Consider the following 12,475-nt stretch of genomic DNA (forward strand, 5'->3'; position numbering starts at 1 on the left):
GCCGCCGGTCAGCCCGCCGCCGCGACCCGGGCGGGCGCCGCCAGCGTGGCGTCGAGCCAGTCGAAGACGCGGCGGTGGTACACGGCACGCCCGCTCGTCTCGCAGTGCCCGGAGACGTCGTCGGCCCGGCCGAACTCGACGTACTCGACGGGGCAGGTCAGCGCGGCGGCCAGGACCGGGGCCGCCGCGGACAGTTCGTCGCCCGCGGTGCGGCACACGAACGTCGGGCAGCGGACGAGGTGCTCGCGGCCCTTGAGCGTGTACGCGGCGAGCATCGACAGCATCTCCAGTGGGTCGCCGGCCCCGTGCACCCAGAGGTTGCGGCGCATCGACCAGCCTGCGGACGGCTTGCGGATGGTGGAGCCGAGGGCGGCACGCAGCAGGGGCCGGGTGAGCGGGGTGCGGTGGGGGAGCCCCCGGGCCAGCACGCGGGGGAGCTTCGCGCGGACGGCGTCGAGCAGGTCGTAGGGCCCGCTGTCGGAGACGCAGGCGGCCAGCCTGTGCTCGGCGGTCGCGGCCCGCGGGGCGGTGTAGCCGCCGAAGCTCCAGCCGATCAGCGCGATCCGCTCCGGGTCGACGTCGGGGCGGGCGAGGGCGTGGTCGACGAGGGGGAGACGACGTTCTCCCAGTCCGGCCGGAAGGGGATGCCCTGGTCGAGGATCACCGATCCCTGGCCGGGGCCGTCGAAGGCGAGCACGTGGTAGCCGCGCTCCAGGGCGGCGGCGCCGGAGGCGAGGTAGAGCTCCTCGACCGTGCCGTCGTAGCCGTCGGTGAGGATCACGGTCGGCCGGGGCCGGTCGTCGCCGGCGGCGCGGAAGAAGTAGCCGGGCAGCGTGGTGCCCTCGTACGGGATCGCCAGGACCTCCGGCGGGCGGTCGAACAGCTCGCCCGCGGCGCGGAAGGCCGCCGTCTGGGCCCGTGAGCTGTCCCGGAACCGCTGGTCCACCGGCGCCCCCATGAGGAACAGGCCGGCGGTGCGGTGGTAGTTCGACGCCCGCAGGAACGCGTCCCGGGCGCTCGCCCGGTGCCCCCGGCGCAGGCTCTCCTCGGCGTCACGCTGCACGCGTTCCGCGGTCGCGGACCACTCCGCGTACCAGAGTGCGCCGTCGGTGCGGGTGATCCGCCGTGCGGTCGCCACGCACTCGCCGAGCTCCGCCCCGCCGGACCGGACGTAGGCCAGCGCACGCACGAACTGGGCGTCGAAGAGGTCGTCCTGCATCACGAGGCCCACGGGCCCTCCCGGAATCGGATCGGTCGCGGGCTCAGCGCAGGATCTCCACGAGCAGCACCCAGGTGGTGGTCAGCGCACCCGCGAAGGCGGCGAGGACGGCGAACACGAGCACGTACAGGCCGGCGGTGCTGCCCGTGACCAGCAGGACACCGCTCACCAGCACGCCGCCCGCCGTGCACACGGCGGGGGTGACGGTGCTGGCGAGCCGGACGGCCACCGGTTGCTCGGGCGGCCGGACGCCCGGCCGGGCCTGCCAGAGCAGCCCCGGGCAGACCAGGACGGCGAGCACGAGCAGCTCGACGCCGAACGCAGCCGGGGTCTGTGGCACGAGCAGCAGCATCGCCGACGCGGTCGGGACGAGCAGCAGCAGCAGCGCGAACGCGGAGCGGCTCTGCAGCAGCGCGGAGCCGATGATCTGCCGCAGGTTGATCGAGATCGAGACGAAGAGCAGGCCGATCAGGGCGGCACCGGCGCCCGTGACGGCGACCCCGAACTCGCTCCATGCCTCCACGGAGCGGGGACTCGCCGGGCGCGGTGCCGGTGTTAGCGGACGCTCACGCCGGTGCCGGCGGGGCCGGCGGTTCTTGCGGCGGGTCGTTGTCGCGCCCGGACTTGTCGCCGGGCTTGTCGTCGCCGCCCGCGGCGAGGAAGCGTTCGAACTCGGCGGCCAGCTCGTCACCGCTGGGCAGGTCGCGACCCTCCAGCTCGTCGGTGAGGTTCCCGCCCTCGCGGGCCGCGGCGACCTGGTCGTACTGCTCCTCGAGCGCCTTCACCACCTGGACGACCTCGTCGGAGTCGGCCATCTGCTCGGCGATCTCGGTGTCGGCCTGCTCGGCGGCGCGGGTCAGCGTCTCGGTCGGCAGGTAGAGACCGGCGGAGAGGCCGGCGTGGTCCAGCAGCACCCGCGCGGCCTGCGGGTACGCCGACCGGGCCAGGTAGTGCGGCACGTGCACGGCGTACCCCATCGCGTCCTGACCGGTCTGCCCGAGCCGGTACTCGAGCAGCGCGGCCGCGCTCCCCGGGACGTCCGCGGTCGCGAACCAGGGGGTGTGGCCCTCGACCAGCTCGGGGCGGGTCGCGTGCGCGGTGACGCCGATCGGACGGGTGTGCGGCACCGCCATCGGGATGCCCTGCAGGGTGATCACCAGGCGGACGCCGAGCTGCTCGACCAGCAGGCCGACGGCGGCGACGAACCGCTCCCACTGGGTGTCCGGCTCGGGGCCGGAGAGGAGCAGGTACTGGGTCTCACCGGTGTCGGTGAGTGCGACGACGTCGAGGGCGGGCGGGTCGTAGTCGGACCAGTGGTCGGTCTCGAAGCGCAGCGGCGGGCGCCGGGAGCGGTAGTCGACGAGCTGGTCGATGTCGAAGCTCGCGACCGGCGTGGTCTCGCGCTCGTCGGTCAGCGCGCCGACCGCGAGGGCCGCGGCGTTCCCCGCGTCGACGAAGCCGTCGAGGACGACGATGAGGACGGGCTCGTCGAGCCGCGGTGCGGCCTTGTCGACCTGGTAGAGCTGGGCGGGATCGAGCACCGGTGTCCTCCGTGTCGTGGCGTGCGGCCCGACCCTATCCGGATGCGCGCCGCCCGCGCCCGGTACTCGTCGGAGGTCCGCGGTGTGAGACGTGTCGTCGGAGCGGGTGTGCGGTGTGCGCATGGACCACAATGGGGTTCCGTCATGCACACGTCACAGCGCGCTTACCTCGTCTGGTCCGCCGGTCTCCTCGCCTACGTCGTGGCGGTGCTTCAACGCAGCTCGTTCGGCGTCGCCGGGCTGGACGCCGCCGACCGGTTCGACGCGTCACCGACGATGCTCGGCGGCTTCCTCGTCCTGCAGCTGCTGGTCTACGCGATGCTGCAGGTCCCGGTCGGGCTGCTCCTCGACCGGTTCGGCGCGCGGACGATGGTGCTCGCCGGCGCGGTGACGATGACGGCCGCGCAGGTCCTGGTCGCGCTCGCGACCTCGCTGCCGCTGGCGATCATGGCCCGGGTGCTCGTCGGTGTCGGTGACGCGCTGACCTTCATCTCGGTGCTGTCGGTCCTGTCGGTGTGGTTCCCGGCCCGCCGGGTCCCGCTGATGACCCAGCTCACGGCGCTGCTCGGCCAGTTCGGGCAGGTGCTCTCGGCGGTGCCGCTGGCCACCGTGCTGCACGGCTGGGGCTGGACACCGGCGTTCCTCGCCGCCGCGGGGGCCGGTGTCGTCGCCGGGACCGCGGTGTTCGCGGGGTTCCGCAACCGTCCGCCGGGTGCGCCCGCCCCGGCGGCCGCCGCGAGCCCGCGCGAGGTCCTCGACGGCCTGAAGGGCGCGTGGCGCCATCCGGGGACCCGGCTCGGGCTGTGGTCGCACGCCGGGACGCAGTGCTCCGGCCTGGTGTTCGCGCTGCTCTGGGGCGTGCCGTACCTGGTGGTGGGGCAGGGCATGAGCCCGACCGGTGCCTCGGTGATGCTGACCGTGCTGGTGCTGGCGGGCGCCGTCGTCGGGCCGGTGTTCGGCGAGTTCACCGCCCGGCACCCGCTGCGCCGGTCCTGGCTCGTGCTGTCGGTGATCGCGGCGACCGTGCTGGTGTGGGTCGCGGTGCTGCTCGTGCCGCCGCCGGCGCCGATGTGGCTGCTGGTGCTGCTCGTCGTCGTGCTGGCCGCGAACGGGCCGTGCTCGGCCGTCGGGTTCGACTACGCCCGCACGTTCAACCCCGAGCACCGGCGCGGGACGGCGGTCGGCATCGTCAACGTCGGCGGGTTCACCGCGTCGCTGACGACGACGCTGCTCGTCGGCGCCGTGCTCGGGGCCTCGGGCGGCTACACGCCGGAGGCGTTCCGGACGGCCTGGCTGGTGCAGTTCCCGATCTGGGCGATCACCGTGGTCGGTGTCGTCGGCGCCCGTCGCAAGGCGCGCCGGGTGATGGCGGCCGAGGGCACGGTCGTCCCGCCGATCCGGGACGTGCTGCGGCGCGGCCGTCGCCGCCGCGAACTGTCCTGAGGACACCGGTGCCCGGCCGCGCGGCCGGGCACCGGCGTGATCACTCCGCCAGCAGGCGGTAGAGCGCCTTGCGGGCCTCGGTCAGCGACTCGGTCGCCGAGGCGACCTGCTCGGCCGACCCGGCCGCAGCGACCTGCTGGGCGGCGGCGAACAGCTTGGACAGCTCCTCGCCGAGCCCGTCGGCCGGCTCGTCGGACGCCTCGCCGTCGGCGGTGAAGGGGGCCCACACCGCGTCCAGCGCGGCGCGGTTCTCCTCCACGTGCCGGGTGCCCTCCTCGGTGAGGTGGACGACCCGGCGGCCCTCGGTCTGCTCCGAGCGGACCAGGCCCTCGTCCTCGAGCTGGGACAGCATCGGGTAGACCGAGCCGGGGCTCGGCTTCCACCGGCCGCCGGAGCGCGCGGTGATCTCCTGGATGATCTCGTAGCCGTGCCGCGGGCCGTCGGCGACGACGGCGAGCACCGCCGTGCGGACGTCACCGCGGGCGGTGCGACGGCCGCGCCGGCCGAAGCCGCGCGGTCCGCCCGGCCCGAACGGACCGCCGGGGCCGAAGCCACCCGGTCCGAAGGGGCCACCGGGGCCGAAGGGGCCGCCCGGCCCGAAGCCACGTCCGCGGCCGTGCGGGCCGCCGCGGTGGTGCCGGCGTCCGCGGCCGCGCGGGCCGCGCTCCTCGTCGTCGTCGTGCTCGTCGTCCATGGGTGCCTCCTGGGGGCCGCAGGTGAAGGGGGAGTCGGGTCCGAACCGGGCCCGGGGGTGGCGATGGCCGGGGCGGCGTCCGCGTGCGAACGGCGGGCCCCAGGGCATGTCTCGCGTGGTCATGACTCGTGGTCCTCTCGTCGTGAGCCTCCTCTTCGATCGACTTGTGTGCCATCGCGATATATCGCGACCTGTCAGAGTTGCAACGAGATATGTCTGAGAATCTGCTGAGGAGGACCCCCGCCGTTCGGCGGGTGGCCGGTCGCGCGGGTCCCGTGTTGACTGTTCGTGCAGGTCCGGGGGGGTGCCGGGCCGGACGAGGGGAGGTCGCCGTGGGGCGTCACGACAGGAACGACGGCTCCGAGGGTGCGTCCCGGGGTGAGGCCGAGATGCTCGACCTGAGCGAGGTCTCGGCGGAGGACCTGCGCGACCGCCTCTCCGCACGCTCCGACGGCCGTGACGAGCGCGTCGTCCACGCGGCGACGGAGCTCCGGGCGAGTCTCGACCGGCTCACCGGGGCGATCGCCTACCGGCGCGAGGCCCTGGTCACCCGGGCCGGGGAGATCGCGCGGGCCGCGGCCCCGTTCGCCGGCGGGGCGGCTGCGGCCGGGGCCGGGGCGTTGCTGGTCGTCAGGCGGGCCCGGCGGCCGCGACGGTCCTGACCGGCCGGGGTCACTCCCCGGGCGCGAGCAGCGCGTGCAGGATCCGCTGCAGTGCGGCGCGGTCGCGCGCCGTGATCGTCGCCAGCCTGCGCTCGAACTCCGTCGCGAGCGCCGCGAGTGCCCGGTCCCGTGCCACCTCGCCCTCGGGGGTGAGCGCGAGGCGGTGCCGCCGGAGGTCCGCGTCGTCGATCTCGCGTCGCACGAGTCCCTTGCCGACGAGGTTGCGGACGTAGACGGTCACGCTCGCCCTGGGGATCACCAGCGCCGCCGCCAGCTCGGCGGGGTACGGCGACGTGCCCACCTCGGCGAGGACGAAGAACTCCTTCGTCTCGAGCCCGAGCGCGGCCAGCTCACCGGTGCAGGCGTCCAGCACGACGGTGAGCAGGCGGTGGTTCAGCGTCCACAGCTGCGCGGCGTCGACCGACATGCGCGTCTCCCGTCAGGTGGTACAGTTCTAAACAAGTACGAGAATGAACTGGTGGTGGTCCGGAACGGCCGATGGCCGGACGGACTCTAGACGGAAGGCGTCACCCGGTGCTCCAGCACGTCACGATCCCGCGCGGGCCGATCGAGCTCGCCGCCGACCTCCACCTGCCCGACGACGCCGGCGACGCGCCGCTGCGCGCCGTCGTGCTCTCCACCCCGGGCAGCAGCGTGAAGGAGCAGATCGGCGCGAACTACGCCGCCCGCCTCGCCGCCCGGGGCATCGCGGCGCTCGTGTTCGACCCGGCACACCAGGGGAGCAGCGGCGGCGAGCCCCGCGACCTCGAGGACCCGTACCGCCGTGGCGAGGACATCTCGTACGCGATCGACACTCTCGGCACGCTCCCCGGTATCGACCCGGAGCGGATCGGTGTCCTCGGCATCTGTGCCGGCGGCGGCTACGCGGTGCACACCGCCCGGACCGACCACCGCATCCGGGCGGTCGGGACGGTCGTCCCCGGGAACATGGGCACCTCGTTCCGCGGCTTCCAGCCGGACGGGCCGGTGGCCGCGCTCGACGCCCTGGCCGCCGCACGCACCGAGGAGAACCGCACCGGTGAGCAGGCCCGGGTGAACTGGCTGCCCGACACCCCGGAGGAGGCCGTCGCGGCCGGCCTGACCGACCTCGACACCACCCAGGCCGTCACCTACTACCGGATCGCGCGGGGTGGCCACGAGCACTCGACGAACCGCCGCCTCGCGCGCGGCGACGCGTTGCTCCTGGGGTACGACGCGTTCCACCTGGTCGACCGGCTCATGACCCAGCCGCTGCAGGTCGTGCTCGCCGGGCGCGCCGGGAACACCGGCTCGTCCGAGGCGGGGAGGCGGCTGTGGGACCTGGCGCCGCACCCCGTCGACCTCATGGTCGTCGAGGGCGCCGGCCACTACGAGATGTACGACGTCCCCGAGTACGTCGACGCGGCCACCGACCGCCTGGCCGCCTTCTACGAGTCCCACCTGTAACCCGTGATCACGGACCGGGAAGGGAGGCGGCCGGTCACTCGTCGTTCCAGCGGGGGAGGTCGTGCGGGGCGGGAGCAGCGCGGCGCCGAGCCGGACCAGGTGCGGGCGGCCGGACCCGACGGCGTCGCGTACCGCGGCGCCGAGCCCGGCGATCGGGACGTCGACCGCGTCCAGCCCGTACGCGTGGGCCAGCGCGACCAGGTCGGGGGTGTGCAGGTCCACCCCGGCGTGCGGCGCACCGGCGCGGTCCTGGTCGTAGCGGAGCATCCCGTACCCGCCGTCGTCGACGACGAGGACGGTCACCGGCAGCTGCTCCTGCACCAGCGTCGCGAGCTCACCGACGGCCATGGCGAGCCCGCCGTCGCCCACCACGGCCAGGGTCGGGGTCCCGGTCGCCGCCACGCCGAGCGCCGCGGGCAGGCCGAACCCGAGGGTGCCCCAGCCGACCGGGTACGCGAGACCGCGCGGCCCGCTCACCCGGGCGTAGCCGCCGGTCCAGTAGCCCGCGACGGCCATGTCGCAGACGAGGGCGGCTCCGGTCGCCGTCACCGACTCGACGGCCTCGACCAGCGTCCAGGCGTCGGCGGTCGCCGGGTCGTCACGCAGGCGGGCCCGGACCCGGCCGGCGACGCCGGTGTCCCACCACGGCCCGCGCCCCGGGAAGCCGGCGGCCAGCTCCCCGGCGATCACGGCCACGTCGCCGGTCAGGGCGTGGTCGGGCGCCCACTCCGGCGGATCGGCCGGCGGCGCCGGGTCGACGGTGACGAGCACCGGCGGGCGGGGCATCGTCCAGTTGCGGGTGTCCATCCCGTCCAGCCCGCCGCCGACGGCGAGCAGGACGTCCGCCGACCCGACGAGCGCGGCGACCTCCGGCTCGTGCGGGGGGAGCGTCGAGCGCGCCGTCGAGCCCGCGCGCCCCGAATGCGGTGACCAGCGGCGCCCCGAGCCGCCGGGCGAGTGCGGACACCGGTCCGGCGGCGTCGACGGCACCGCGCCCCGCCCAGACGACGACGGTCCCGCCCGCGAGGACAGCCGTCACCGCGGCGAGCGCGTCGTCGTCGGGTCGTGCCGGGGCTCCGTCCTCGACGGTGCAGGGAGCGACCTCGGCGGGTGCGCCCAGCAGGTCGGCGGGGACGTCGACGTAGACCGGGCCGCGTGGCTCGGTCAGCGCGACGACGACCGCCTCCCGGACCGCCCGCGCGGTGTCGGCCGCCGTGCGCGGGGTGCGGACCGCCTTCACCAGCGGCGCGAACACCGCGGCCTGGTCCCGTGACTCGTGCAGCACCCCGCGCAGCCGTCCCGGGCGCCGCAGCCGCTGCGGGATCTCCGAGGCCACCAGCACCACCGGTGACCCGGCCGCCGCGGCCTCGCCGAGACCGGTGAGCGCGTTCGTCGCCCCCGGCCCGGTGGTCACGACGGCCGCGCCGAGGCGCCCGGTGCGGCGGGCCCAGCCGTCGGCGGCGGCGGTCGCGGCCTGCTCGTGCCGGACGACGACCGGTGAGCCGGGTCCGGGACCGAAGAACGCGAGGTTGTGCACCCCGGGCATGCCGAACACGGTCGTGGCGCCCGCCCCGCGCAGGGCCGACAGCACGTCGTCGGCGACGGTCGGTCCCGTCATGCGGAGGCGGGACGCGCGCCCGCGGCGGCGAGCGCGGCGAGCAGGGCGGCGGCGTCGTCACGGCGACCGGCCGGGACCCTGCCCAGGACGGCGGCGATCTCCGCCCGGCGGTGCTCGTCGATGTCGTGGACGACGGCGCGGCCGGCCGCGGTGAGCTCGACGACGAGGTGCCGGCGGTCGTCGTCGTGGGTGCGGCGGGCGATCAGGCCGGCCCGCACCAGCCGCTCGACCACCCGGGTGGCGTTGGACGAGTGCACGCCCAACCCGCGCCCGACGGTCGCGACGTTCGTCGGCCCGGACTCGTCGATCATCATCAGGACCCTGAGCTGCGGCAACGTGATCGCGTTGTCGGTCGCGGCGACGGCGCGGACGCTGATCCCGGTGAACAGCCGCGCCACGGCGAGTCCGGCCTCCACGTCGGCGCTGCGGACGTGATCCATCTCGCGGGCTCGTGTGTCGGGCACGTCGCGTCCCCTCCCTGACGGGCGGATTTTACCGGCCGATGAGAGCTCGCCCGGAAGTTCTTGGCATTGCACAACTACTGCGCAAGCGCAACAATAGCGGGCGTCGAAGGGAGAGTTCCATGAAGGTGTCCGACATCCTGCGGATCAAGGGCGACGCGGTGCAGACCGTGCTGTCGTGGAACACGGTGGGGGAGGCGGCCACGCGGCTCGCCGGACCGCCCGCCATCGGCGCCCTGGTGGTGTCCGACGACGGGTTCCGTGAGCGTGTCGACGGGATCGTCTCCGAGCGGGACATCGTGCGCCGGCTCGCGTCCGACGGCGGCGCGGTCAGCCGCCTGACGGTCGCCGACGTGATGACCCGGCACGTGATCACCTGCCGGCCCGACGACCCCATCGCCGAGGTCATGGCGCAGATGAACCGCTGGCGGCACCGCCACCTGCCGGTCGTCGAGGACGGGAAGCTCTGCGGGATGATCAGTATCGGCGACGTGGTGAAGCAGCGGCTGGCCGAGATGAGCACCGAGGCCGGGGTGCTGCGCGACATCTACCTCGCCTCGCACTGATCCCAGGGCGGGGCCCGCCGGGAGGGTGACGTCCGTTCCACCGGGAACGACGGCGGGTGCGCGTGCGTTGACCATGTCATGAGCGCTGCATCCGCCACGTCCCGCCGGGCCGGTCGTACGGCCGCGTTCACCGCGCTGTTCCGGGCGCTGACCCGTCGCGGCGGTCCCGGTGAGCCCGGCCCCGCCGCCCGGGTCAGGGCCCTGCCGTCCATGGTCGGCGACGCCTGGCGCGGCACCTACCCCGCACCTGGGCAAGGGCCGGATGGCCACGTTCCTGCTGGCACTGGCCTACCTGGTCTCGCCGGTCGACCTCGTGCCCGAGGCGTTCCTGGCCGTGCTGGGCCTCACCGACGACGCCGTCGTCGCCATGTGGCTGGGCGGGGCCCTGCTGGTCGAGGCCGACCGCTACCTCGGCTGGCGCCGGAGCGCCCCCGTCGTGATCGACGGCGGTCAGGTCGCGCAGTTCGACCGGACGTAGTCGTTGATCCGCTGCGACGCCGCCTGGTACTCGGGGTCGCTGCGGGCCTGCGCGATCTCCGGGTCCCGTGCGACGGCCATCGTGTCGCCGCCGTTGGCCTCGAGCAGCTCCAGCTGACGCTCGACGAGCTGGTTGGCCCGGTCGAAGTCGGCGCGGATCTCCTGCGGAGCCAGCGAGCTGACCTGCTGGTTCGCCCGGCGGACCTCGGCGGCGACCCGGTCGATGTCGCCCAGCGAGCGGCCGATCGCGAGCCCGCTGACCGGCTGGGCGGCGTCCCGGCTGGCCTGCACCGCCTCGCAGAACGGGGTCGTCGCGACCGCCTCGGTGGTCGTCGCCTGGCGGGACGAGCCGGGCTGCGTGGCGAGCGACCCGCCGCACCCGGCGACGAGCACGAGGGCCGCCGGGACGAGCAGCGCGAGCCGCCGTACACCCGTCATCGTGGTGCCTCCCCGTCGCCGACCGGGCCGCGCGGCCGATCCGTCGGCGGGATTCTAGGTCGGGGCCCGTGAGGTCCCTGTCGGCGGACCCCGCGGCACGCGACCGGAAATCCGGATGCCCGTCCGGCGCCGGTGCGCGATCGTCGATCACCCCCGATCGCCGGGGCGTACCGAACCGGAAGGACGAGCCATGTTCACCCTCACCGGCACCGCCGCACCGGTCCGTCTCTGGACGGACCCGGAGTCGGTCGAGCCGGGCGCACTGACCCAGCTGCGCAACTGCGCGGCGCTGCCCTGGACGCACGGCGTCGCCGTCATGCCGGACGTGCACCAGGGCTACGGCGCGACCGTGGGCTCGGTCGTTGCCATGCGCGACGCCGTCTCCCCGGGCGCCGTCGGCGTCGACATCGGGTGCGGCATGTCCGCGGTCCGCACCGACCTGACCGCGGCCGACCTCCCCGACTCGCTCGCCCGCGTCCGGTCGCAGGTCGAGCGGGACGTCCCGGTCGGGCGCGCCGGCCACCGCGACGGCCCCGACCTGGCCCGCCTCGGCATCGAGGACGGCTACGACTGGACGGCGTTCTGGACCGGGTTCGACCGGCTGCACCATCTGCGCGACGCGTCGTGGACCAGCGAGGACGCGCTCCGCACGAAGGCACACCGGCAGCTCGGCTCGCTCGGCTCCGGAAACCACTTCCTCGAGCTGTGCACCGACGGCGACGACCGGGTCTGGCTGATGCTGCACTCCGGCTCGCGCGGGATCGGCAACGTCCTCGCGAACCTGCACATCGAGAAGGCGAAGGAGCTGCCGCACAACCAGGACCTGCCCGACCGCGACCTCGCCGTGTTCCTGTCCGGGACACCGCAGATGGACGCCTACCGGGCCGACCTCTTCTGGGTGCAGGAGTACGCCCGGCTCAACCGGCACGTGATGATGCGGCTGTTCGAGGCGGCGCTCGCCCGCGCACTGGGCCGGCCGGTGGCGTTCGAGCCCGAGGTGTCCTGCCACCACAACTACGTGTCCGAGGAGACCTACGACGGTGTCGAGCTCGTCGTGACCCGCAAGGGCGCGATCTCCACCGAGGGCGGGCGCCGGGGGATCATCCCCGGGTCGATGGGGACCGGTTCCTTCATCGTCTCCGGCCTGGCGGCCCCGGAGTCGTACTGCTCGGCGTCGCACGGTGCCGGGCGGCGGATGTCGCGGGGAGCGGCGCGCCGGCAGTTCTCGGTCGCCGACCTGCAGGCCCAGACCGAGGGCGTCGAGTGCCGGAAGGACGCGGGCGTGCTCGACGAGATCCCCGGCGCCTACAAGGACCTGGACACGGTGATGTCCGAGCAGACCGACCTCGTCCGGGTGGAGCACCGGCTCCGCACGATCCTCTGTGTGAAGGGGTAGGTGCCCGTCCACTGTCGACCGGCCGGGTGCGCGCCGGGCTGGTGCCGGGCCGCCGCGCAGGGCACGGTGGTGCCGTGAGCAGTGACGACCGCGACCCACGGCCGGGCGGGACGCCCGGGGACGACGCACCCGGCGGCGCCGGGTACGGCCCCGGGGCCGCGGGCCCGCCACCGTGGGCTGCCGGCCCACCGGGGTACGGGGGACCGCCCGGCCCGTACCCCGGCTGGGGCCCCGCCTACCCGCCGCCCCGCCCGACGAACGGCATGGCGATCGCCTCGCTCGTCCTCGGGATCCTCTGGCTGTACGGGCTCGGGAGCATCCTCGCCCTGGTGCTGGGCTACGTCGCGAAGCGGCAGATCGCGGAACGTGGCGAGCAGGGCGGCGGCCTGGCCACCGCGGGGATCGTGCTCGGCTGGATCGGCGTCGCCGTCCTGGTCGTGGCGATCGTGTTCTTCGTCGGGATCGCCGCGTTCGGGATGGCGGGCAACAGCTACTGACGGCCCGGGCCGGGACC

16 protein-coding genes are annotated in these 12,475 nt (G+C 74.8%); 7 read left to right on the forward strand and 9 right to left on the reverse strand.

The window, feature by feature from the left end; all coding sequences use genetic code 11:
• Positions 1-8: 8 nt before the first annotated feature.
• The 4 genes from Ae150APs1_RS34010 to Ae150APs1_RS26680 form a co-directional block, all read right to left on the reverse strand.
• Positions 9-428 (reverse strand): hypothetical protein, encoded by a 420-nt coding sequence (locus tag Ae150APs1_RS34010; protein WP_083680537.1) that lies wholly within the window; start codon positions 426-428, stop codon positions 9-11.
• Positions 429-553: 125 nt separating this feature from the next.
• Positions 554-1,231: a hypothetical protein gene (locus Ae150APs1_RS30695; RefSeq protein ID WP_083680536.1), complete on the reverse strand. Its 678-nt coding sequence runs from the start codon at positions 1,229-1,231 to the stop codon at positions 554-556.
• A 31-nt stretch (positions 1,232-1,262) separates the two neighbouring features.
• Entirely contained in the window at positions 1,263-1,742 is a 480-nt protein-coding gene (locus Ae150APs1_RS26675; protein ID WP_075301027.1) for a hypothetical protein, read from the reverse strand.
• 43 nt (positions 1,743-1,785) lie between these two features.
• Positions 1,786-2,760: a PAC2 family protein gene (locus Ae150APs1_RS26680; RefSeq protein WP_075301029.1), complete on the reverse strand. Its 975-nt coding sequence runs from the start codon at positions 2,758-2,760 to the stop codon at positions 1,786-1,788.
• Between the two features lie 144 nt (positions 2,761-2,904).
• Between Ae150APs1_RS26680 and Ae150APs1_RS26685 the strand changes: the two genes are divergently transcribed.
• Positions 2,905-4,203, forward strand: coding sequence for an MFS transporter (locus Ae150APs1_RS26685; RefSeq protein WP_075301031.1), 1,299 nt, complete (start codon positions 2,905-2,907; stop codon positions 4,201-4,203).
• 40 nt (positions 4,204-4,243) lie between these two features.
• On the opposite strand, the gene Ae150APs1_RS30700 is transcribed toward Ae150APs1_RS26685, so the two are convergent.
• Positions 4,244-4,897: a PadR family transcriptional regulator gene (locus tag Ae150APs1_RS30700; protein ID WP_212567263.1), complete on the reverse strand. Its 654-nt coding sequence runs from the start codon at positions 4,895-4,897 to the stop codon at positions 4,244-4,246.
• A 332-nt stretch (positions 4,898-5,229) separates the two neighbouring features.
• Here Ae150APs1_RS30700 and Ae150APs1_RS26700 point away from each other — a divergent pair, with 332 nt between their 5' ends.
• Positions 5,230-5,559, forward strand: coding sequence for a hypothetical protein (locus Ae150APs1_RS26700; protein WP_075301037.1), 330 nt, complete (start codon positions 5,230-5,232; stop codon positions 5,557-5,559).
• A 10-nt stretch (positions 5,560-5,569) separates the two neighbouring features.
• Here the strand turns inward: Ae150APs1_RS26700 and Ae150APs1_RS26705 are convergent, their stop codons facing one another.
• A complete protein-coding gene (locus Ae150APs1_RS26705) occupies positions 5,570-5,986 on the reverse strand; it encodes a MarR family transcriptional regulator (RefSeq protein WP_010236335.1) in 417 nt (138 codons plus the stop codon).
• A 107-nt stretch (positions 5,987-6,093) separates the two neighbouring features.
• Here Ae150APs1_RS26705 and Ae150APs1_RS26710 point away from each other — a divergent pair, with 107 nt between their 5' ends.
• Complete coding sequence (locus tag Ae150APs1_RS26710; RefSeq protein WP_075301039.1) at positions 6,094-7,005, forward strand: alpha/beta hydrolase; 912 nt, start codon at positions 6,094-6,096, stop codon at positions 7,003-7,005.
• A gap of 598 nt (positions 7,006-7,603) precedes the next feature.
• On the opposite strand, the gene Ae150APs1_RS26720 is transcribed toward Ae150APs1_RS26710, so the two are convergent.
• Positions 7,604-8,623, reverse strand: coding sequence for a thiamine pyrophosphate-binding protein (locus Ae150APs1_RS26720; protein WP_075301041.1), 1,020 nt, complete (start codon positions 8,621-8,623; stop codon positions 7,604-7,606).
• Positions 8,620-9,087 (reverse strand): MarR family transcriptional regulator, encoded by a 468-nt coding sequence (locus Ae150APs1_RS26725; protein WP_139317193.1) that lies wholly within the window; start codon positions 9,085-9,087, stop codon positions 8,620-8,622. The genes Ae150APs1_RS26720 and Ae150APs1_RS26725 overlap by 4 nt, the downstream gene beginning before the upstream one ends.
• 119 nt (positions 9,088-9,206) lie before the next feature.
• Here Ae150APs1_RS26725 and Ae150APs1_RS26730 point away from each other — a divergent pair, with 119 nt between their 5' ends.
• Positions 9,207-9,650, forward strand: a complete 444-nt coding sequence (locus tag Ae150APs1_RS26730; RefSeq protein ID WP_010226107.1) for a CBS domain-containing protein — start codon at positions 9,207-9,209, stop codon at positions 9,648-9,650.
• Between the two features lie 262 nt (positions 9,651-9,912).
• Positions 9,913-10,128 (forward strand): YkvA family protein, encoded by a 216-nt coding sequence (locus Ae150APs1_RS33030; RefSeq protein WP_212567264.1) that lies wholly within the window; start codon positions 9,913-9,915, stop codon positions 10,126-10,128.
• Here Ae150APs1_RS33030 and Ae150APs1_RS26740 read toward each other — a convergent pair.
• Positions 10,101-10,565, reverse strand: a complete 465-nt coding sequence (locus tag Ae150APs1_RS26740; RefSeq protein ID WP_075301046.1) for a hypothetical protein — start codon at positions 10,563-10,565, stop codon at positions 10,101-10,103. The genes Ae150APs1_RS33030 and Ae150APs1_RS26740 overlap by 28 nt on opposite strands.
• Positions 10,566-10,755: 190 nt before the next feature.
• Here Ae150APs1_RS26740 and Ae150APs1_RS26745 point away from each other — a divergent pair, with 190 nt between their 5' ends.
• Complete coding sequence (locus tag Ae150APs1_RS26745; protein WP_075301048.1) at positions 10,756-11,961, forward strand: RtcB family protein; 1,206 nt, start codon at positions 10,756-10,758, stop codon at positions 11,959-11,961.
• A gap of 74 nt (positions 11,962-12,035) precedes the next feature.
• Complete coding sequence (locus tag Ae150APs1_RS31520) at positions 12,036-12,458, forward strand: DUF4190 domain-containing protein (protein WP_139317192.1); 423 nt, start codon at positions 12,036-12,038, stop codon at positions 12,456-12,458.
• Positions 12,459-12,475: the final 17 nt, after the last annotated feature.

This window comes from Pseudonocardia sp. Ae150A_Ps1 (genome assembly GCF_001932315.1).
GTDB lineage: Bacteria > Actinomycetota > Actinomycetes > Mycobacteriales > Pseudonocardiaceae > Pseudonocardia.

Bases quoted from the DNA above. Each gene is read 5' to 3' on its own strand.
- Ae150APs1_RS26685 (WP_075301031.1), top strand. From the start codon at position 2,905: ATGCACACGTCACAGCGCGCTTACCTCGTCTGGTCCGCCGGTCTCCTC.
- Ae150APs1_RS30700 (WP_212567263.1), bottom strand. From the start codon at position 4,897: ATGGACGACGAGCACGACGACGACGAGGAGCGCGGCCCGCGCGGCCGC.
- Ae150APs1_RS26705 (WP_010236335.1), bottom strand. From the start codon at position 5,986: ATGTCGGTCGACGCCGCGCAGCTGTGGACGCTGAACCACCGCCTGCTC.
- Ae150APs1_RS26720 (WP_075301041.1), bottom strand. From the start codon at position 8,623: ATGACGGGACCGACCGTCGCCGACGACGTGCTGTCGGCCCTGCGCGGG.
- Ae150APs1_RS26730 (WP_010226107.1), top strand. From the start codon at position 9,207: ATGAAGGTGTCCGACATCCTGCGGATCAAGGGCGACGCGGTGCAGACC.
- Ae150APs1_RS33030 (WP_212567264.1), top strand. From the start codon at position 9,913: ATGGCCACGTTCCTGCTGGCACTGGCCTACCTGGTCTCGCCGGTCGAC.
- Ae150APs1_RS26740 (WP_075301046.1), bottom strand. From the start codon at position 10,565: ATGACGGGTGTACGGCGGCTCGCGCTGCTCGTCCCGGCGGCCCTCGTG.
- Ae150APs1_RS26745 (WP_075301048.1), top strand. From the start codon at position 10,756: ATGTTCACCCTCACCGGCACCGCCGCACCGGTCCGTCTCTGGACGGAC.